This is a genomic window from Kushneria marisflavi, assembly GCF_002157205.1.
Taxonomy (GTDB): Bacteria; Pseudomonadota; Gammaproteobacteria; order Pseudomonadales; family Halomonadaceae; genus Kushneria; species Kushneria marisflavi.
In genome coordinates, this window is sequence record NZ_CP021358.1 from 3,441,626 (window position 1) to 3,462,682 (window position 21,057).

Annotated in this window: 19 protein-coding genes; 15 read left to right on the forward strand and 4 right to left on the reverse strand. The window is 58.9% G+C overall.

The window, feature by feature from the left end; translation table 11 throughout:
• Positions 1–50 precede the first annotated feature (50 nt).
• Positions 51–752, forward strand: a complete 702-nt coding sequence (gene hda, locus B9H00_RS15635) for a DnaA regulatory inactivator Hda (protein WP_086901430.1) — start codon at positions 51–53, stop codon at positions 750–752.
• 248 nt (positions 753–1,000) lie between these two features.
• Here the strand turns inward: hda and B9H00_RS15640 are convergent, their stop codons facing one another.
• The 3 genes from B9H00_RS15640 to B9H00_RS15650 all read right to left on the reverse strand — a co-directional run bounded on the left by B9H00_RS15640 (position 1,001) and on the right by B9H00_RS15650 (position 3,433).
• Positions 1,001–1,252: a CsbD family protein gene (locus B9H00_RS15640; RefSeq protein ID WP_086623074.1), complete on the reverse strand. Its 252-nt coding sequence runs from the start codon at positions 1,250–1,252 to the stop codon at positions 1,001–1,003.
• 163 nt (positions 1,253–1,415) lie between these two features.
• Entirely contained in the window at positions 1,416–2,534 is a 1,119-nt protein-coding gene (locus B9H00_RS15645; RefSeq protein ID WP_086901936.1) for a succinylglutamate desuccinylase/aspartoacylase family protein, read from the reverse strand.
• Positions 2,535–2,635: 101 nt separating this feature from the next.
• Positions 2,636–3,433 carry a transporter substrate-binding domain-containing protein gene (locus tag B9H00_RS15650; protein ID WP_086901431.1) on the reverse strand — a complete coding sequence of 266 codons (798 nt, stop codon included), beginning with the start codon at positions 3,431–3,433 and terminating at the stop codon, positions 2,636–2,638.
• Positions 3,434–3,565: 132 nt separating this feature from the next.
• Between B9H00_RS15650 and B9H00_RS15655 the strand changes: the two genes are divergently transcribed.
• The 14 genes from B9H00_RS15655 to yiaK all read left to right on the forward strand — a co-directional run bounded on the left by B9H00_RS15655 (position 3,566) and on the right by yiaK (position 19,966).
• Positions 3,566–5,287: a VRR-NUC domain-containing protein gene (locus tag B9H00_RS15655; protein WP_086901432.1), complete on the forward strand. Its 1,722-nt coding sequence runs from the start codon at positions 3,566–3,568 to the stop codon at positions 5,285–5,287.
• Entirely contained in the window at positions 5,284–7,590 is a 2,307-nt protein-coding gene (locus tag B9H00_RS15660) for an ATP-dependent DNA helicase (protein ID WP_086901433.1), read from the forward strand. The genes B9H00_RS15655 and B9H00_RS15660 overlap by 4 nt, the downstream gene beginning before the upstream one ends.
• A gap of 231 nt (positions 7,591–7,821) precedes the next feature.
• Positions 7,822–8,760: a serine O-acetyltransferase EpsC gene (gene epsC / locus B9H00_RS15665; RefSeq protein ID WP_086901434.1), complete on the forward strand. Its 939-nt coding sequence runs from the start codon at positions 7,822–7,824 to the stop codon at positions 8,758–8,760.
• 157 nt (positions 8,761–8,917) lie between these two features.
• Positions 8,918–9,679, forward strand: coding sequence for an SDR family NAD(P)-dependent oxidoreductase (locus B9H00_RS15670; RefSeq protein WP_086901435.1), 762 nt, complete (start codon positions 8,918–8,920; stop codon positions 9,677–9,679).
• A 183-nt stretch (positions 9,680–9,862) separates the two neighbouring features.
• Positions 9,863–10,021 carry a YqaE/Pmp3 family membrane protein gene (locus B9H00_RS15675; RefSeq protein WP_086623067.1) on the forward strand — a complete coding sequence of 53 codons (159 nt, stop codon included), beginning with the start codon at positions 9,863–9,865 and terminating at the stop codon, positions 10,019–10,021.
• A gap of 368 nt (positions 10,022–10,389) precedes the next feature.
• A complete protein-coding gene (locus B9H00_RS15680; protein WP_086901436.1) occupies positions 10,390–11,388 on the forward strand; it encodes a TRAP transporter substrate-binding protein in 999 nt (332 codons plus the stop codon).
• Positions 11,389–11,452: 64 nt separating this feature from the next.
• Positions 11,453–11,986: a TRAP transporter small permease gene (locus B9H00_RS15685; RefSeq protein ID WP_086901437.1), complete on the forward strand. Its 534-nt coding sequence runs from the start codon at positions 11,453–11,455 to the stop codon at positions 11,984–11,986.
• A 5-nt stretch (positions 11,987–11,991) separates the two neighbouring features.
• Positions 11,992–13,272, forward strand: coding sequence for a TRAP transporter large permease (locus tag B9H00_RS15690; RefSeq protein WP_086901438.1), 1,281 nt, complete (start codon positions 11,992–11,994; stop codon positions 13,270–13,272).
• Between the two features lie 36 nt (positions 13,273–13,308).
• A complete protein-coding gene (locus B9H00_RS15695) occupies positions 13,309–14,106 on the forward strand; it encodes an NAD-dependent epimerase/dehydratase family protein (protein ID WP_086901439.1) in 798 nt (265 codons plus the stop codon).
• Positions 14,107–14,487: 381 nt separating this feature from the next.
• Positions 14,488–15,831: an enolase C-terminal domain-like protein gene (locus B9H00_RS15700; RefSeq protein ID WP_086901440.1), complete on the forward strand. Its 1,344-nt coding sequence runs from the start codon at positions 14,488–14,490 to the stop codon at positions 15,829–15,831.
• A 31-nt stretch (positions 15,832–15,862) separates the two neighbouring features.
• Positions 15,863–16,807: a Bug family tripartite tricarboxylate transporter substrate binding protein gene (locus B9H00_RS15705; RefSeq protein WP_157663235.1), complete on the forward strand. Its 945-nt coding sequence runs from the start codon at positions 15,863–15,865 to the stop codon at positions 16,805–16,807.
• 91 nt (positions 16,808–16,898) lie between these two features.
• Positions 16,899–17,396 carry a tripartite tricarboxylate transporter TctB family protein gene (locus tag B9H00_RS15710; RefSeq protein ID WP_086901442.1) on the forward strand — a complete coding sequence of 166 codons (498 nt, stop codon included), beginning with the start codon at positions 16,899–16,901 and terminating at the stop codon, positions 17,394–17,396.
• Positions 17,397–17,430: 34 nt separating this feature from the next.
• Positions 17,431–18,963, forward strand: coding sequence for a tripartite tricarboxylate transporter permease (locus B9H00_RS15715; RefSeq protein ID WP_086901443.1), 1,533 nt, complete (start codon positions 17,431–17,433; stop codon positions 18,961–18,963).
• Complete coding sequence (gene yiaK, locus B9H00_RS15720) at positions 18,944–19,966, forward strand: 3-dehydro-L-gulonate 2-dehydrogenase (RefSeq protein WP_086901444.1); 1,023 nt, start codon at positions 18,944–18,946, stop codon at positions 19,964–19,966. Before B9H00_RS15715 ends, yiaK begins: the two co-directional genes overlap by 20 nt.
• Before the next feature lie 43 nt (positions 19,967–20,009).
• Here yiaK and B9H00_RS15725 read toward each other — a convergent pair whose 3' ends face one another.
• Positions 20,010–20,963, reverse strand: coding sequence for a tripartite tricarboxylate transporter substrate binding protein (locus B9H00_RS15725; RefSeq protein ID WP_157663236.1), 954 nt, complete (start codon positions 20,961–20,963; stop codon positions 20,010–20,012).
• Between the last annotated feature and the right edge of the window lie 94 nt (positions 20,964–21,057).

The window sequence follows — 21,057 nt, forward strand, 5'->3', positions numbered from 1 at the left end:
TTCATGATAATGTGACTGCTGTTCCCCTTGTTTTGAGCATGGACGCCGTAATGAGTCCGGATACCCTACAGCTTCCACTAGGAGTTGGCGCGCGTGACGATGTCACGTTTGCCAGCTTCTGGTCCGGTGCCAATGCAGGTCTTGTCACCCATCTGCGCCATCAGCTTGATGATGGCGGCGAGCAGTTTATTTATCTGTGGGGAGCATCCGGCAGCGGACGTACCCATCTGCTTCAGGCGGCCTGTCTGGAAGCCAGTAATCGGGGGGCCAGGGCGCTGTATCTGCCGCTCGACGATCTTGGGCATTTCCCGCCGCATATGCTTGAGGATCTGGAGGCGCTGGATCTGATCGCCATTGATGATCTTGAGAGGGTGATCGGCCGCAAGCGCTGGGAAGAAGCCCTTTTTCATTGCTTCAATCGCCTGAGAGATGCCAATTGCCGGCTGATCATCGCGGCTCAGGCCTCTCCTCGAGTGCTGCCGGTGGTGCTGCCGGATCTGGCGTCACGTCTGGGGTGGGGGATGACCTTTCATCTGCAGCCGCTCAGTGATCAGGATCGCCTTGAAGTATTGCGGCTTCGAGCGCATCAGCGTGGCATGCAGCTTCCTGATGAGGTCGCGCGTTATCTTTTGCATCGCGGGCCAAGAAAGCTGGGCGACATGCTGGCACTTCTGACCCGCCTTGATCGTGCATCGCTGTCGGCGCAGCGTCGATTGACGATCCCTTTCGTCAAGCAGGCGCTCGATTGGTAAGCCATCCTGAAGGACACGACAGTTCTCCTGGCAGTTCCGTCAGGACCGCCTATACTGGACGTCATCACTTCTGGTTTCCTGTTCACCGCCCACTTCCCCGGGCGGTTTTTTATTGCCCTTTGTGTGAATCTGACGGGTTAGCCCCTGCCTGATGCTCGGCCATTGATGTCGGATTCTGTCACGCACCCATATAAAAACCGGCTCCCATGGGAGCCGGTTTTTTGCAGGCCGTTGTGCCTGAGCGGTGATCAGCGACGTGTGATCAGCGCACCCAGTACAAAGCCGACGGTTGCTGCAATGGCCAGCGCGCCGACCGGCTGCTTGACCGTAAACTCGCGGGCATTGTCAACGACTTCACCATACTGGGACTGTACCTGACCTGCTGCGCTGCGCAGACGACCTTCGGTACGCATCTCGTTATCATCGGCAAAGTCACCATAGGCTTCCTGCGCCTTGCCTACTGCAGTCTTGGTTTCGCCTTCGATCTGATTCTTGAGCATGGTGTCCTGACTCCGCTGGATGGATAAACCTTGTACTGTCTTAAATCTATCTCATGTTGGCGGTTACGCCAGGATTATCTGCATTTCAGCACAACAAAATTGTCACATGACGAAAGCAGGGTTTAACCATTGGTAGTGACGTTTCCCGCGAAAAGGCCCGGTCTCAGGGAGCCAGCAGATAACCGCTACGACGGCTCTCGTGGCCGGCCAGATCTGCCACGATCATGCCGGCGGTAGCCATGCGTCGCTGACTTCTGGCATAGATCATGCCGTCCTGTGTGGCGCGTACCTCATGGACGCTATCCTCGATCGGATCAATGATTTCGGCCACGAGCTGACCGCAGACCACCTGATCCCCCGGATGGGCATGAAAGACCAGCAGACCCCCGTGGGGTGCCACCAGAAACTCCATGGCTGCCAGCGGTGTGGGTGGAAAGGGGAGTGGCGGCAGTGTAGGTGCCTCTCCATGGACCATCCCAAGATGCGTCATCCAGTCAACGATAGCGCGACTGTCGTGATCGGCCAGTTCATGATCGACGTCATCCTGTCCACGAAGCTCCAGGGTGATGGACTGGGTGCCATAGGCAATCGGAAAGCGTGTACCGAAACGCTCGCGTAGCTGCTCCCAGGCCAGTGTGAAGCATTCATCAAAGGACTGGCCGCCGGAATCGGTCGCCAGCATGCTGGCATGTGCGCCGAAATAGCGCGCCAGCGGCTCGAACGTTGGCCAGGCGGCGGGGGTGGTGTACAGATGCGCCACGGCGTTGAAATCGCAGTGCAGATCCAGCACGTAATCGGCCTGACAGGCGAGTCGTTGCAGGGTGAGCTGCAGGGATTCCAGGGCGTTGGCGGGTGATTTGTTTTCCAGCGCGGCCAGAAAACGATCTCTGATGATGCGTGTGTTATCGCCTTCCCCTTCGCCCAGTGCTGACTCCAGATTGTCGGCAATGGCGTCGGTCATGTCCGCGTAATGGCGGTTGAAGTTTTTCAGGGTTTCCAGTTCATAGCGCCCCAATGGAACATCCATCAACTGCTGGGTCAGTCCGATCGGGTTGGCGATCGGCACGATACACACGCGTGCGTGTAAAAGGCCGGCAGCTTCAAGCTCGGCCATGTGTTGTTTGAGCTTGAAGGCCACCAGCATGCCCGGCAGTTCGTCGGCGTGCAGTGAAGCCTGAATATAGACGCTGCGTTCGCTGTCCTGCGGGCCGTAATGAAAGCTGTGCAGCTGGCTGATATGACCGGGTACGGAGCCCAGCAGCTCATGAGTGCGATGTTCCACGAAATCGTCCTGAATCGGTTCGAAAGGCGGCGCGAGGGCCATCAAGGGAAAAGGGCAGGCTGGTGCCTGCCCGTAAGGTCTGACCTGTTATTTCACCGATGTTATTTCGCGAGTTCCGAGTGGATGGAAAGGTCGTAGTCGAAATACTTGTTCATCAGGGTGTCAAAGGTACCGTCACTGTAGACATCGCGAATGGCCTGATTGAATTTCTCGGCCAGTGCCTTGTCGCGCGTGCGAAATGCCATGGCCGCGCCGCTGCCAAAAATACGTTTGGGCGTGCTGATTTCGGATCCGATCTGCTTGAAGGGGCTGTCGTCATTGCGAAAATCGATGCTTTCGATGGCCAGCGGATAGTCTTCAAAGGCCAGATCCAGTCGGCCGGTTTTAAGATCGTTTTCAACGTCCTGGGAAGACCCATAGCGGCGAATGTCGAGAACGTCGCCGTACATTTCGGTGACGTAAACATCGCGGATGGAGCCGCGCTGGACGCCAACGCTCAATCCCTTGAGGCTGTCACGATCATCAATGTTGATATCGCGGTCACGGGCGGTAATCCAGATACTGGGGGTGTTGTAGTAGGGAATCGAAAACAGGACCTGGCGTTCGCGCTCCGGCGTAATCGCCATGGAGGACAAAATGGCGTCGTACTTGCGCGCCAGCAGTCCCGGGATAATGCCGTCCCAGGGCTGCTCGACCCAGCTGCACTTGAGCTGAGCGCGCTTGCAGAGTTCGTTGCCCAGATCGATCTCGAAGCCTTCGAGTTCTCCATCAGGGGCGCGATAGACAAAGGGCTCATACGGCACATCGATGGCCAGCTTGACGTTGTCCGGAGTTTTGGCCATGACACCGCCCGAGATCAGCAGGGTGGCGATGCAGGTGGCGCTTAACAGTGCTTTCATTGTCGTTGTCCTTGTCTTGAAGCCGATGTTGTCATCGATTTGATCGCCGAGTGTATACCGGCCACCACCGCATGCAATAGTGTTCGGGCGTGACGCTCGCCACCGGCCCGAGCCCACTGATATCATGTATACATGAACAGTACACCTGACTGTGCCGCGTCCACTGATGCCCCCCTTTTAAGCGTTGCGGATTCGCTGAACGACCCGCTCTACTACCTGGTCAATTTTGACAACGTCGTGACCTGGGTCAGCGAGCGCTATGCCGACCTGCTTGATGAGGAGGAGCGCGATTTCATCATGCGTTTCCAGTCCCTGCCCGTCCCTTCGAAAGCACTTTTGGTACGTATGGTCATGCGCAAGGGAGAGCATTTTCGACTCGATCGTCTTGTCTATGATGAGATCGGAGAGGCTCAAACGGCACTTGCTGCGCTGATTGAACAGGGGCTTGTAGACACGAGCCCCTGCCTCACGCTGGAGCAACTGTTCGACCTTTTTACGCGTGAGGAACTGGTCGGCATGTTCCGTGATCACCTGAGCCGGCCCCGTGATCGCAAGGCACTGTTGAAAGACGCCCTGACGCCGGTGTTTGATCAGGCGCTGACGTTTGATGACTGGCACTCGGTGGCAGGGCAGCCCATGGCGTCCGAAGTGGTTCGACTGACCACCATGATGGTGTGTGAGCGGCTTCGTCTGATGTTTTTTGGCAATCTGCGCCAGCAGTTTTCCGAGTTCGTGCTGGCAGATCAGGGCATTTACCGTTTTGAGGTCGTGCCTTTCACGAGTGACTCCCGGGCCTTTCAGTCTCGCACGGATATCGAGCGCTACTGGCAGATTCATGACTGCCTGGAGCGCTTTGAGGCCGGTCACGATATCGATGCGGTATTGGCGGCACTGCCCCCGCGTCTGCACGACAGCGTCTGGCTTGAGGCGCGCCGGGGCCGCGTGCTCTACGCCATGGCTCGCCATTGTGAGCGTCAGGGAGCCCTGAAGCGCGCCGTCGAGCTTTACGCGCAAAGTCATCACGGTGAGGCGCGTATTCGTCGCATTCGAGTACTGGAGCGGCTGGGCGAGCATGAGTCGGCGCTGGCGCTGTGCCGTGATGCCCAGAATGTGCCCACCAGTGAAGCCGAGCGTCAGCAGGCAGCGCGTATCCAGCCGAGACTGCATCGCGCGCTCGGCATGGCGAAGCCATCGGTTGAGGCACCGGCACCTGTCCAACGGTGTGACCTGACCCTGCCGCGCAGCACCTCGGTCGAGCGGGCCGTACGTGAGCATCTCCATTCGCTGGATGCGCCGGTGTTTTATGTCGAAAACACGTTGATCAATGCACTCTTTGGCCTGCTGTGCTGGGAGGCCATCTTCGCTCCGCTGCCCGGTGCCTTCTTTCACCCGTTTCAAAGCGGCCCTGCCGACCTGATGCGCCCGGAGTTTTATCCGCAGCGCGAATCGTATTTCACCCACTGTCTGGCGCGGCTGGAGGCGGGAACATGGCAGGAGAACATCCGGCAGCGCTATCAGGAAAAGCAGGGCATTCAGTCCCCCTTTGTGCACTGGGGTGCGCTGGATGAAGCGCTGCTGGCGCTGGCACTGGAATGTCTGCCACCGGCGCATCTGCGCCTCTGGTTCGAGCGGCTGGTGACCGACATTCGGGCCAACCGCGCCGGTATGCCGGATCTCATCCGGTTCTATCCGAACGCTCCTGAAGGCTCGGCGCGCTACGAGATGATCGAGGTCAAGGGCCCCGGGGATCGGCTACAGGATAACCAGAAGCGCTGGATTGCCTTTTGCGCACGCCATGATATGCCGGTCACGGTATGTCACGTGCGCTGGTGTCCGGATGAGGACCTCTCATGAGCACGCTGGCTCAGGAGGCTGAATCGCCGCGTTATCGGGTGGCGGTGCGGGCGCTGTGTGAGTTTACCGCCCGTACGGGCGATCTGGACCTGCGATTCACGCCTGCACCTACTGCGCAGCAGGGCATTGCCGGCCATCAGGTGGTGGCTTCACGCCGGGGCGAGCACTACGAGCACGAAGTGATGCTCGAAGGCCGGTACGGCTCGCTGATCGTGCGGGGGCGCGCCGATGGGTTTGATCCGACGCTCGACAGGCTGGAGGAGGTCAAGACCCATCGCGGCGATATTGATGCCATGCCGGCCAATCAGCGCGCTCTGCACTGGGCCCAGGCAAAGATTTACGCCGCGCTGATGTGCCGCGAGCGCTCGCTCGACTCGCTTGAGGTCGCGCTGGTCTATTTCGACATCGAGCAGCAGCGGGAAAGTGTGCTGGTAGAAAAGATGACGCGTGCTGTGCTGGAGGCCTTCTTTATCGAGCAGTGTGAGCGCTTCACCGACTGGGCCGAGCAGGAGCTTGCGCACGAAGTCGCTCGCACTCGGCAGCTGGCGCAGCTTTCGTTTCCACATGCCGACTTTCGCCCCGGCCAGCGGGCGCTGGCGGAAAGCGTCTTCAAGGCGATCAGCACCCGGCGTGATCTGATGCTGCAAGCGCCAACCGGGATCGGCAAGACACTGGGGACGCTGTTTCCCGCTCTCAAGGCGATGCCGGGGCAACGTCTTGATCGGCTGTTTTTTCTCACTGCGCGCACCACCGGGCGTCGGCTGGCACTCGAGGCGCTGACCACGCTGGGCATGGCGCATACGCCTGAAATTCAGGGTGACCCCGGCGTCCGCACGTTGGAGCTGATCGCGCGCGACAAGGCCTGCGAGCACCCGGAGCTTGCCTGTCATGGGGAGAGCTGTCCGCTGGCCAGCGGCTTTTATGATCGGCTGCCCCACGCACGCCGGGCCGCGGTGCAGGCAGGCTGGCTGGACCATCAGGGCCTTCGACGTATCGCGCTGGCCCATCGTGTCTGCCCCTATTATCTGGGGCAGGAGATGGCGCACTGGTGCGATGTCGTGATCGGTGATATCAATTACTGGTTTGATACCAGCGCGATGCTGTATGCCCTGACGCGACAGCATGAGTGGCGGGTCAGTCTCCTGATTGATGAGGCGCACAATCTCGTCGAACGTGGGCGGGCCATGTATGGCGCCGAATTTGATCAGGGCCGCTTCGCGGCGGCCCGGCGTGATGCCCCGGGCGAACTCAAGCGGCCGCTGGATAGACTCTGGCGGCAGTGGAAGGCCTTGCTGCGAGAACATGAGGGCGATTACGTCTGTCTTGAGGCGCCGCCGCGCAAGCTGTTTAACGCGCTGTCGCAGTTCGTCACCGCCGTCGGGGATTTCATGGTCGACACCCCTGTCGCCCTGGACAGCGTGCTGCTGGAGGCCTGGTTTGAAGCCATGCAGATCACACGCATTGCCGAGCTCGCCGGTGAGGTGGCGCCTGGTCATTATCTGCTGGATATCGAGCGACGGGGACGCCACGTGACGCTGTCACTGCGCAATGTGGTGCCGGCGCCGCTGCTGGCGCCGCGCCTTGAGGCCGCCCATGCCACTATCCTGTTTTCGGCCACGCTCTCGCCGGGCCACTACTATCGTGATCAGCTCGGGCTTGATGCCGCCACGCCCTGGCTTGAAATGGCTTCCCCCTTTATGGCCTGCCAGCTCGAGGTCCATCTGGCCGGTCATATTTCAACGCGCTATCGCGACCGACGCGCCTCGCTTGAGCCCATCGCCGAACTGATAGCGCACCAGTTTCGCCAGCGTCCCGGCAACTATCTGGCCTTTTTCAGCAGCTTTGACTATCTCGAGCAGGTCAGCGAAGCGCTGGCCGACCACGTACCGGATATTGTGCAGTGGTCCCAGGGCCGACGGATGTCAGAGCCGGAACGTGATGCCTTTCTGGCACGCTTTACACGTGAAGGGCAGGGGATCGGCTTTGCCGTGCTGGGAGGCATCTTCGGTGAGGGCATCGATCTGCCTGGTGAGCGATTGATCGGCGCCTTTGTAGCGACGCTCGGGCTTTCGCAGTTCAATCCGGTCAACGAGCAGATGAAAGCGCGCATGGATACCCTGTTTGGTGATGGCTACCGCTACACCTATCTCTATCCGGGCATCACGCGAGTCGTACAGGCCGCCGGCCGTGTGATTCGATCCCCCGAGGATCGAGGCGTTATCCATCTTATTGATGATCGTTTCAGGCGTCGCGAGATTCAACATCTGCTGCCGAGCTGGTGGGCGCTTCCGCCCGCTGATTGAGCCGTCGGTATATCGGCCGCGGGACTTCATTGAAAAATGCTGCCCCGGTGCCCACTTAAAGGCACAGGTTTTTCTGTCGCACTGACACGCGACCGTGACGCAGATGGGGGCCGGGCGAGATCCACGAGCCGTGTCAGGCCGACTGCGCTACGCTCAACAGCATATTGACTCACGACATGACACATCGCAGGGCTCTGGCAGGCGATGCGTTCGGCACTCCAGGACAATCACATGGCACGGTTAAATCATTACAGCAAGGCGGATCACGCCATCGACTGGCAGCTCGATAGTGTGGTGCATGATCTTCGGGACGCCCGCGAGCAGTGGCGTGCCGATCACGGACGCACCAACGAATCCGGCGGGCGCAGCCTGCCGTCACGCGAGATCATCAACGAGGTAGTCGAGGCCGTTATTGGCGCCGTGTTCCCCATGCGGCTGGGGCCTTCCAACCTGCGCCATCACAGCGAAGACTACTTTGTCGGCTACACGCTGGATGCCGCGCTCAATGCGCTGCTCGATCAGGTTCTGCTGGAGCTCGATCACACCGCCATGCGTCGCGGCGAAGCGCCGCAGGATCATTCCGACCAGGCCATCAACATCGTGCGCGATTTTGGCGCCATGTTGCCGACCATTCGTCACTGGCTCGATATCGATATCATGGCGGCCTATCGCGGTGATCCGGCGGCGCGCAGTGTGGATGAGGTGCTTCTGTGTTATCCGGGCATCACTGCCATCATTTATCACCGTCTGGCGCATCAGCTCTATTCGACCGGGGCGCCGCTGCTGGCCCGGATGGTGTCCGAGGCGGCCCATTCGGCCACAGGGATCGACATTCATCCTGGCGCCAGCATCGGCTCTGGCTTTTTCATCGATCACGGCACTGGTGTGGTCATCGGAGAGACGGCCATTATTGGCGATCGTGTGCGGATCTATCAGGCCGTCACGCTGGGCGCCAAACGCTTTCCGGCCGATGAAAACGGTCAGCTGGAGAAGGGGCATGCTCGCCATCCGATCGTGGAAAACGATGTGGTCATTTACGCCGGTGCGACCATTCTGGGTCGCGTCACGATCGGGCACGACTCGATCATTGGCGGCAACGTGTGGCTGACGCGAAGCGTCGAACCTCACAGCAACGTGTCTCAGGCCAGTCTCCAAAAGTCGCCCTGTTAAATTTTATACCGTTACCTTTTTGAGCATGAAACACGAGTGTGCGGTACCGAGTATCAGTAGTACCGGATGTCCTGAATGATGTTCGGTCTCAAAAAGACGCCGGGCATCATCAGCTTCGGTCGATATCAACGTCACACAGCATAAATCAGGAGGCACGATGAAACGCTTTGATGACAGGATAGTCATGGTGACCGGTGCAGGGTCAGGCATCGGTGAGGCGGCAGCTCGGCGCTTCGCCAGTGAGGGCGCGAAAGTGGTCCTGATCGGTCGGACGAAAGAGAAGCTGGATCGTGTGGCCGACAGCATCGACGGCGAGACGCTGGTTCATGTGGCAGACGTCTCTGACGGCGATGCGATGAATCAGCTGGTGACCGACGTGGTCAATCGATTCGGCAGGATTGATGTCCTGGTCAATAACGCAGGCGTCGCTCCGGGTGGAAAGGTGCACGAGGCCGACGTTAATGACTGGAAGCAGGTCATGAGCATTAACGTGGATGGTGTGTTTTACGCCAGTCGCGCCGCTCTCCCCGAGCTTTTGAAAACGAAGGGGGCCATCGTGAACGTCTCCTCGGTATCGGGGCTTGGCGGTGACTGGAACATGAGCATGTATAACGCTTCCAAGGGCGCGGTGAGCAATCTGACGCGAGCCATGGCGCTGGATTACGGGCACGAGGGCGTGCGCGTCAATGCGGTCTGCCCCAGCATTACCCGAAGTGATCTGACCGGCAGCATTACCGGTGATGAGGATCTCATGAAGGCCTTTGCCGATCGCATGCCGCTGGGCCGTGCGGCTGAAGCCGAGGAAGTCGGTGACGTCATCGTCTTTCTGGCAAGCCATGACGCGCGCTTTGTCAACGGTGTGAATCTGCCGGTGGATGGCGGCATCATGGCCTCCAACGGCCAGCCACGACTTGGCTGATCGCGCGATACTCCTTGAGCGTCTACACTTGCGCTCCTTGTGTTTGGATATGAGAACACACATGTGCCGGGGCGCTTTGGGGCATGGCCTTGGCTTTGGTACTGACGGCCCTCATATTCGTACTGACACGGCAGCAGGACTGGCGCCGTTACAACACTTTCACCAATGAAGTGAGGTTAAGATATGGACATCATCAGGATCATTTTTGCCATTTTGCTGCCCCCGGTTGGCGTATTTCTCCAGGTAGGGCTCGGGCTGCAGTTCTGGGTCAACATCCTTTTGACATTGCTGGGCTACATTCCCGGCATCATTCATGCCATCTGGATCATTGCGCGCCGTTGAGGCCTCATCACCGCTGATGAGACGCTGATTATCAAGGGGGAGGGCCCAACAGGGCCTTCCCCTTTTTCATGAACGGTCGCCCTTGACACGGCGTTGGTGGTCGCCATGACGCAAAGAATAAGTCAAGGCCTATGTTCTATATATAAGGTTCAATGACATATCGTATAGTGGTGACATAGATATGATGTATGACAAATTGCATCCCAGCCATGCCGTTCCCATTCGAACAGGCATTTGATAGTCAGCAGCCGACAAGCATCAAGTCGGACTGCTCGACTTCCACTGGACATGGCGACTTTCTGCCCAGCGTACGGGAACAGCGCTGTCCGGCGAAATGCTTTGATTTCTAACCGCAAGGAGCGCATGCCATGTCGATCAAATCCTTCCTGAAACCTGTTTACTGTTTTCAGGCCGCAGCGATTGTAGGCGTAATGGCCGGCATGACGCTGCCGGCGCAGGCCGATAACTGGCGGGGGTGGAACGTGCATCCGCCTGGCTACCCCAACAGTGTGGCGCTCGACAGCTTCGTCAAGGAAGTGACCGAGAACACGGACGGGCGCATCAAGGCAAAGATCTTTCACAACGGTGTGCTTGGCGATCAGCCTGATGCCATCGAGCAGACGCGCAGTGGCGCGCTGAATTTTGCCAACTTCAATATGGGTCCGATGGGACCGATCGTCCCGGAAACCGACGTGCTGTCGCTGCCGTTTTTGTTCAAGGACATTGACGCCATGCATAAGGTCATGGATGGCGAGATCGGTCAGCGTTTTGCCGATGCGCTGGAAAAGAAAAATCTGGTGGCGCTGTCCTGGTTCGATTCAGGCGCCCGCAGCGTCTACAACACCAGGCGTCCCATCAATGAACCCGAGGACATGCAGGGACTCAAGGTTCGCGTCATGAACAATGACCTCTACGTCGAGATGATCGATGCGCTCGGCGGCAATGCCACGCCCATGGCGTATGGCGAGGTCTATCAGTCCTTGAAGACCGGTGTGCTTGATGGGGCCGAGAACAATTTCCCCTCCTATGAATCCAGCGGTCATGACGAGATCGCGAAATATTACTCCGAGACCGAGCACCTGATCCTCCCCGAGTGCCTGTGTATTGCCAAGCGCAGCTGGGACAAGCTGTCCGACCAGGATCAGGAAATTGTGCGTCAGGCCGCAGTGGATGCCGCAACGCTTCAGCGAAAGCTCTGGGCGGAAGGTTCCAAAAAGAGTCGTGAAGACGTCCTTGCGGCCGGCGTGAAAATCAATGAAGTGGACAAGCCGGCCTTCCAGGCAAAAATGGAGCCGATCTACGCCGCCTTCGTCAAGAAACATCCCGATCTTGAGCCCCTGCTCAACGATATTCGCAACGCACAGTAAAACAACCACCGCGGAAGGCCCGCCTGAATGTTTTCAGTCAGGCGGGTCCGGGAGTGTACGCACCATGGATAGTTCTACCGATCAGATCAGGGACATACCCGAGGATCATCCGCGCACGGGCGTGGCAGGGCGTATGCTCGATGGGCTCGCCCATCTGTGCATCATGGTCTCGGGTGTGCTGCTGGTCTTTTTGATCGTCTCGTTTGGCTGGCTGGTCTTTGGCCGCTACGTGCTCAATAACACCCCGACGTGGGTCGAGCAGTCCTCGCTGCTCATCGTGGTGTATATCACCTGTCTGGGCGCCGCCGCCGGCGTACGCCATAACACGCATCTGAGCATTGATATGGTGCGCGAGGCCCTGCCGGCCATTCCCAGAACGATCATGTGCCATCTTGCCGATCTTTTTGTCCTTGTCTTTGGCGGATTCATGGCCTGGCAGGGCAGCATCCTGATGATGGACAACACGACCAGAGCGATCCCCATGATCGGATTGACGGAGAGCTGGCGGGCAGCGCCTCTGGCCATCTGCGGTGTCCTGATGGTGGTGTTTGCCGGCGCCAACATCGTTGAGCGCCTTACCCATAAGACAAGGGTGTAAAGAGCATGGGTCTGATAATTTTGTTTGGCGTATTCGCCATCGGTCTTGTCATTGGAGCGCCGGTGGCCTTTGCCGTGGGTCTGGCCGCCGTTACCACCTTTCTATACGAAGGCCTGCCGCTTTTTGTCGGCTTTCAGCGCATTCTTTCGGGTATTTCGGTCTTTTCGCTGCTGGCGATTCCGTTTTTCATTTTCGCCGGCGAGCTGATGCTCCACGGCGGTATCTCCGACCGGCTGGTACGACTGGCGTCAGCAGCAGTAGGGCGCGTGCGCGGCGGACTGGGGCTGGTCAACGTCAGCTCCTCGATGCTCTTTGGCGGCATTTCCGGCTCCGCCGTAGCCGACACCTCGGCGCTGGGCTCAATTCTGATTCCGGTGATGAAGGAGAAAGGCTACGACGCCGATTACGCCGTCAATGTCACGGTGACCTCCTCGATTGCCGGTGTGGTCATTCCGCCCAGCCACAACATGATTCTTTATGCCGTTGCCGCCGGTGGCGGTATTTCGGTCACCCAGCTGTTCATGGCCGGTGTCGTGCCGGGCGTTCTGATGTGTGTGGCCCTTGCCGTTGCCGCCTATGTGGTGGCGGTTAAACGCGGCTACCCGGCCGAGACCTTCCCGGGCTGGCGCACTCTGATCATCAGCCTGATAGCGGCGCTGCCCGGACTGATGACGGCCATTATCATTGTCGGCGGAGTACTCTCGGGGATCCTGACGGTCACTGAATCGGGTGCCTTCGGCGCCATTTACGCCATTGTGGTGACCGCTCTGGTCTATCGTGAACTGCGCTGGAACAACTTCAAAAAAGCGGTGTATCAGTCAGTGCGCACGACGTCGCTGGTGATGATTCTGGTGGGTTGCGCCTCGGCGTTTTCCTATCTGCTGGCGCTGTATAGCGTGCCGGAACTTCTGACCGATCTGCTGCTGGATATCTCTGACAATCCTATCGTGATTCTTTTGATGCTCAACGTGCTATTGCTGGCACTGGGCATGATCATGGATATGGCAGCGCTGATTTTGATCTGTACGCCGATCTTTTTGCCGATTGCAACTCAGTTCGGCATGGACCCCATTCAGTTTGGTGTGGTCATGATGATCAATCTTGGCATGGGGCTTTGTACGCCGCCGGTCGGAGCCTGCCTGTTCGTGGGCAGCGTGATCGGCAAGATCAAAATGGAGCATGCCGTACGCACTATCTGGCCCTTTTATCTGGCGCTGTTTGTCGTGCTTATGTTGGTAACCTACATCCCCGTGATTTCCATGTGGCTGCCGGGCGTGATCGAGTAGCGTTGCCTTTTTACTCTCTCGTACAAGGAATCATGCATGCTGAATCGTCTTCTGGTGACCGGCGCTGCCGGTGGGTTGGGTCAGGCCCTGCGCCCGCATCTATCGCGTCTGGCGCGCAATGTACGCCTATCCGATATTGTCGAGCTTGAGGCAGGCGACGATCACGAAGAGTTCGTGCGCTGCGAGCTTTCTGATGCCTCGGCCGTCAGTGACCTGGTGCGCGACTGTGATGGCGTTGTGCATCTGGGGGGCATTTCGGTTGAAAAGCCCTGGCAGGATATTCTTCAGGCCAATATCGTCGGTACCTATAATCTTTATGAGGCTGCCCGACATCATGGCCGGCCGCGAATCGTCTTTGCCAGCTCCAACCACACCATTGGCTATTATCCGCGCACGACGCATATCGATACCGACTCGCCACGCCGTCCCGATTCGCTCTATGGCGTCTCCAAGTGCTTTGGTGAAGATCTCGCCAGTCTTTACTATCACAAGTTCGATGTTGAAACCCTGAACGTGCGCATCGGTTCCTGTTTCCCTAAGCCGGCCGATACCCGAATGATGGCCACCTGGATGAGTGTGGAAGATTTCGTGGCCCTGCTGGAGCGGGCGTTTGTGGCGCCAAAGCTGGGATGCACCGTGATTTATGGTGTCTCGAACAACAGCGAGCGCTGGTGGGACAACCGCAAGTCCTCGTTTCTGGGCTGGGTGCCGAAAGACAGTTCCGAACCGTGGCGTGCGGAAACCGAAGCTGCTGCAGGAGAGCTCGACCCCGATGACCCCGCCGTGGTTTATCAGGGCGGCAAGTTTGCCAGCACTGGCCATCCCGACGATTGAACCAGCCATTCCGATGATTCAAATCGTACCCGGCAATGCGCTTTTTGAAAATTGTCGGTCTTTCATGACCATGGCTTTGGCGTCGTTAGCCTGCCCCCCGGGGCAGGCTTTTTTATTTGGTTCTCAAAGGGTTGGTGCGTTCATTTAGACTGGCCTGATGAATATGTCCAAAGTCCAATGTACCAAGGTCGCGTAGTTCCAAAAGTATGATGTATGACATCTTTGTAGCCCGCCTTAATTGATTGAAGTCACCTGAAGCCTCAGCACTGTGGTTTCAAAAATGCCATGCGTCATACGACACGACTTCATGAGGTGCCTGTAACGGCGTATTCAGCAAGGCTTTGATACCCGGCGAGATCATTCATCCATCAAGGGACTGCCATGGCGCAACATACCGAGACACCCACCATTGTGGCCATGCGGGTCATACCCGTTGCCGGACGTGACAGCATGCTGCTCAACGTGGGCGGTGCACACTCCCCGTTTTTTACGCGCAATATCCTGATTCTTGAAGACAGCGCCGGTCGTACTGGCGTCGGGGAGGCGCCCGGCGGCGAGACCATTCAGCGCTCCCTTGAACAGGCGCGTCAGGTGGTAGAAGGCCAGTCGCTGGGCAAATTGCGCTCGATGGTGTCGGCGCTGGCAGCCAGCGGCCAGCGGGCCGATTTCAACGATTTTGGCAAGGGGGCCTGGACCTTTGAACTGCGCGTCAATGCCGTCGCGGCGCTTGAAGCCGCACTGCTGGATTTGATGGGCCAGCACCTGGGTGTGCCGGTGGCCGAGCTGCTGGGCGAGGGCAAGCGACGAGACAGCGTCGAAGTGCTGGGTTATCTGTTCTTTATCGGTGACGGCGAGCAGACCCCGCTGGATTATCGCCAGTCGACACCCGGCCAGTCGCATGAGTGGTATCGCCAGCGCGACAGGGCCGCCATGACACCAGAGCGTGTCGTGGAGCTGGCGCAGGCTGCACAGGATCGTTACGGCTTTCGCGACTTCAAGCTCAAGGGCGGCGTGCTGCCCGGCGAGCGTGAAATCGAGGCGGTGACGGCGCTGTCGAAGGCCTTTCCGGAGGCACGGACAACGATCGACCCCAACGGCGCTTGGTCCCTGCATGAGGCCATTACGCTATGCAAGGATCTTCACGGCGTGCTCGCCTATGCCGAAGATCCCTGTGGTGCTGAAGAAGGTTTTTCCGGCCGCGAGATTCTTGCCGAGTTTCGTCACGCCACCGGCCTGCCGGTGGCGACCAATATGGTGGCCACCAACTGGCGTGAAATGGCTCATGCCCTGATGCTGCGCAGCGTGGATATTCCGCTGGCTGACCCGCACTTCTGGACGCTTTCCGGCGCCGTACGTGTGTCGCAGCTCTGCGCCGACCACGGTATGACCTGGGGCTCCCACTCCAACAACCACTTCGATATTTCGCTGGCCATGTTTGCTCAGGTCGGCGCTGCGGCCGTGGGTTCGGTGACCGCGCTGGATACTCACTGGATCTGGCAGGAAGGTGACGCGCGCCTGACTCGTGAGTCCCCCCAGATCATTGACGGTCATGTCGCGGTCACCGATGCACCGGGTCTGGGCATCCAGATCGACATGGAGGCCATCGAGAAGGCGAATGCGCTTTATCGCAGCCTGCCGGCCGGGGCCCGAAATGACGCCATGGCCATGCAATACCTGATCGATGGCTGGACATTTGATCCCAAACGCCCGGCACTGGTGCGTTGATCACCGTTTAAAAACAACGAGGGAAAGGATCATGAAAAGGCTACTGAGTACACTGACGATTGCGGCCACGATGGTATTGGGCGCACCGGCCATGGCGGCAGATTACCCTGCAAAAAGCATCAGCATGGTGGTGCCTTTCTCGGCTGGCGGCGGTAACGATACTTTCGTTCGCGCCCTGCAGCCGCTGCTGGAAAAACAGCTGGGTCAGGATCTGGTCATTCGCAATATCGCCGGCGGTGGCGGGGCGGTCGGCACGTCTCGAGTGGCGGCTTCAAAGCCCGATGGCTACACCATGCTGGCGGGCAGTAACGCCATGCTCACCCTTGAAGCCATGGGCAATGTTGCCTTTACCCATGATGACTTTGACTTCATTGCCAAGGTCATTGAAGAGCCCTACGTGATTGCAGTGGGTGACAATAAAAAATACAAGGATCTGAAAAGTCTGATCGAGGCCTCAAAGCAGGGCAAACGCCTCAGGGTTGGTGTTTCGGGCGTAGGCTCTTCCGCGCACATTGCAGCTGTTGCCATGCAAAATCGTACCGGCGCGGATTTTAATATCATTCCCTATCCCGGCGGTTCCGAGACCATTTCCGCGGCCATGGGCAACCATGTGGACGCGGTGGTACTGGGAGGCTCCGAGCTGCGCTCGGCTCTGGAGTCCGGTCGGTTGACAGCGCTGGCGATGACCTACGCCGAGCGCAGCGACTCGCTGCCTGACGTGCCGACCTTTCAGGAAGAAGGCTATGACCTGACTCTGACAGTGTGGCGCGGTATTGCGGCACCCAAGGGGATTTCACAGGAGGTCGAGCAGCAGTGGGTCAAGGCCATCAAGCAGATCGTGGCCGATGGCTCCTATGAAAAAACGGCCGAAAATCTGGGGACGCAGCTGGCCCCGCTCTACGGTGATGAGCTCGACAGTTTCATTGACCAGTCAGCGGATGTTATGCGTGAAGCCGCGGGTGATCTGGCCAAATAGGGCGCCGGGCACGCCGCTGCATGACGGCGGCGTGCCCGCTTGATCCAGTCCTCAACGGGTGATTGTTTCTTCAGTGAGGGAGCTTCAAATCATGCAACGTGATATCGGCAAGCCACTGTTCGATCTGCTGCTGGTGATCGCCTCGGCGGCCGCCTTTGCCGTGTCCACGACGCTGTCCAACATCGAGATCATTGGTGACCTGTCACCGGCGTTTTTCCCCAAACTGATCTCGGCACTGGTCTTTGTGTTTGCCGTGCCGTGTCTGATCAAGGATTTCCGCGAATGGCAGGCCGCCGATACCCGCATTGAACGCACGACCTCTTCTCGCGGCGTGGTGCAGTGGCTGCTGATCGTGGCACTGGCGCTGGGATATATCCTCATTTTTGAGCGGCTGGGCTATATCGTCAGCACGGCCATTTTCACCTTCTCCTGTGTGATGGGGTTACTGCTGGCCGGTGGAACATGGCGTGAGCTGACGGCGGCCCGACGTGCCAGAAGCCTGGCCAGCGCGGCCGTTTTTGCCATTGTTCTGTCCGTGGTCATCTTTTATGTGTTTACCGAGCTGTTCGAGATTCCACTGCCGGCCTGATGCGATCTCGCGGTACGTCATTTAGGAGAGTTTCATGATTTCCGGTTATCTCGATGGACTGGGCATGGTGCTGCAGTTTGGCACGTTGCTGGCGATTGCCGGCGGAACGCTTCTGGGCATCATCATGGGGGCGCTGCCGGGGCTGACGTCGGCCATGGCCGTGGCGCTGTTGCTGCCGGTCACCTTTGGCATGCCTCCGGTCATGGGTATCGGCATGATGCTGGGTGCGCTGTGTGGCGCCGGTGCCAGCGGTTCGATTCCGGCCATTTTGCTCAATATTCCAGGCACGCCCTCGTCGGTGGCGACCACCTTTGACGGTTTTCCCATGGCCCAGAAAGGGGAAGCCGGACGGGCACTTGGCCTGTCGATTGTGGCTTCCTTTCTGGGCGGCATTGCCAGCATGGTGATTCTGAGCCTGCTGGCGCCCCCCATCGCCGATTTTGCCCTGCGCTTTGGCGCGGCCGAATACTTTTCGCTGAGCGTATTTGGTCTGGTCATCATCGCCTCGGTGGCGGGCAAGTCGCTGCTCAAGGGGTTGATTGCCGGACTGCTCGGGTTTTTCGTCTCGATTATCGGAACCGATCCCATTACCGGCGTGGACCGCTTTACCTTTGGTGAGCTGTCGCTGTTGACCGGGGTCAACCTGTTGCCGGCACTGATCGGGCTGTTTGCCGTCTCTCAGCTGCTCAAGGATGCCTTTGAGTACGACCCGCTTCAGCGGCTGAAGGACAGCGGTCATCGCATCGATGTCGCGCGGCCGCGATTTGTGGAAACCCTGCGTCACTGGCGGGCGCTGCTGGTCGGCATTCTATCCGGGTCGATTGTCGGACCTGTTCCCGGCGCCGGTGGCAGTATCGCCTCGCTGGTGGCCTACGACCAGGCGCGGCGTTTTTCCAGACATCCTGAAAAATTCGGTACGGGTCATGCACCGGGCATCGTCTCGGTGGAAAGTGCCAACAATGCGCTGCTCGGTGGCGCCCTGATTCCGACACTGGCGCTGGGGATCCCGGGGGAGGCCGCCACGGCCGTGCTGCTCGGAGGGCTGATGATTCAGGGAGTGACCCCGGGGCCGATGCTGTTTGATGATCAAAGCGGCATTGTCTATGGCATTTTTCTGGCCTATCTCGTGGCCAATATCTTCATGCTGCTGATCATGTGTCTGGGCATCAAGCTGTTCATCCGGGTGCTGATGGTACCGCGCAAGCAGTTGCTTTCGGCGATTCTGGTGCTCTGTTTTATCGGGGTCTACGGCGTCGATGGCGATGTGTTCAATCTCTATCTGATGCTGGGGTTCGGCATTCTGGGGTATTTCCTCAACCGCTATGGCTTTGGCACTGCGCCGGTCATTCTGGGTCTGATTCTGGGCCCGATTGCCGAATCCAATCTGCGTCGCGGTCTACAGGCTTTCGAGGGTGACTGGACACCATTTTTCACCCGGCCCATCAGCCTGACCTTTCTGGTTATTGCGGCAGGTCTGCTGGCGCTGACGCTATGGCAAAACTACCGCGCCAACCGCGTGCCGGTACAAGCTTCGCAGGAGGGGCCAGATGACTCGCGTCACCATTGATCATCTTCAGGAAGTGATCGAGCAGGCCCTGCTGCGTGCCGGGCTGGCGCCGGAAGACGCGACAGCGTGTGCTCGAATCCATGCTGAAAGCACCCGTGATGGCGTCAATTCCCACGGCATTGATCGTATTCCAAGGTTTGTGGATTATCTTGCGCGGGGCTGGGTTGATCCGCAGGGAGCGTTTGAGCAGGTACAAAGGCTGGGGGCGCTGGAAGTCTATGACGGCCACTTCGGGCTGGGCGTGCGTCATGCCATGCGGGCCACCGAGCGGGCCATTGCCTTGGCGCGAGAACATAGCATGGGGCTGGTGGCCGTGCGCAATACCACCCACTGGATGCGCGGTGGCACCTATGGCTGGCATGCCGTGGAGCAGGGCATGGCGGCCATCATGTGGACCAATACAGAGTCCTGCATGCCGGCCTGGGGGGCGAGCAGTCAGAGTATCGGCAACAATCCATTGGTCATGGCCGTTCCAGGAGAAACATCACCGCTGGTGCTGGATATGGCCATGTCACAGTTCTCCTACGGGCGGCTGGGGGTCTTGCAGGCGCAGGGCGCCTCGCTGCCGGTGGCGGGCGGGTTTGACGAGCACGGGCAGCTGACGTGTGATCCGGGCGCCATTCAGGCCACTCGCCGTATTCTGCCGACCGGCTACTGGAAAGGCTCGGGACTGGCCATCCTGCTCGATGCCATGGCAGCGCTGTTGTCTCAGGGGCGATCGACTCACGAGATCGACAGGGTCGAGCGCGGCAGCGGTACCGGCAGCTCACAGATATTCATGGTGTTTGATCCCGAGCAGCTTGGTGGCATCGACGCCTGTCGAAGGATGGTCGATGACATGACAACCCATCTATCGCAGGCCATGCCAGATGAGTCCGGCAGGGCAGTGCGCTGGCCCGGCGCTTCGACGTTTCATCGTCGTCACCATGTCACCGAGATCGAGGTCAACCCGGACATCTGGCAGGAGGTGCAGCGTCTGGCCGGCCGGGTGTCGCTACGCTAGCAACGTATCAGCGCCGCCCGGCAGGACGGCGATTTGTCCCGGGTTATTGACGGTTGTTTTTGGCCACTTCACGTGACGCGGGGATCATGACGTCGGCCATGTCGTTGACGTAGCTATCAAGCTCATCGCCAAACAGCGGTTTGACCTCAACCCCGGTGCTCTCGGCAAAGCGTTTGAACTCCGGTGCCTCGATGGCCTTTTTGACCGCCTCGACCCACGCCTTTTCCACCTCATCACTGACGCCGGCAGGCGTTGCGATTCCGCGCCACTGGCTAACGGCCAGATCATAACCCTGCTCTTTCATGGTCTTGACCTCCGGCAGCAGGTCACTGCGCTCGCTGCCGGTGGAAAGCACTGCCTGCAGGCGGTCGCCACGAATCTGGGAGAGCACCTCCGAGGGGTTCACCACCACCGCATCGACATGGCTGCCCATCAGGGCCGAGATGGCCGGTGAACCGCCATCAAAGGGGACGACCTGAACCGGAATGCCAAGCTGACTGCCCAGTGTCGAGGCGACCACGTAGGTGGAAGACCCGACGCCTGATGTGCCGACCTGCAGCGGTTTGCCGCTTTTTTTCAGATCCGCCACCAGCGTGTCGGCATCCTGCCACCGATCGTTTTTATTGCTGACCAGCAGATAGGGCTCTTCGGTAATGCGGGCCAGATAGTTAAAATCCTGATACTTGAAACCGACATTACCGAGACCTTCCAGAGTAAAGTTCTGATTGTTGGCCAGCGTCAGGGTATAACCGTCGGGTTTCGAGGTAACCGTACGGGTCAGCGCCAGTGCGCCGCCACCGGAGCCCATGTTACGCACGATGATGGTGCGATCTAGGGCGGATTCGAGGCCGGGCTGAAGCGCGCGCATCAGGGTATCCGCCGCGCCGCCGGGGGAGGCCGGTATGATCATGTCCATGTTTTTGGTCGGGTAGTCGGCTGCAAACGCTGCTGCTGGCAGGGCAGTAGTCATGACCAGTACGGATAGTGCCTTTTTCATGTGCGACAGTTCCCCTTGGGTAAAGACATGACGACCGCAGGACGGTGTCATCCTTGTCCGCGGTGGTCGTGAAACAGCTCGAACCATCTTACGC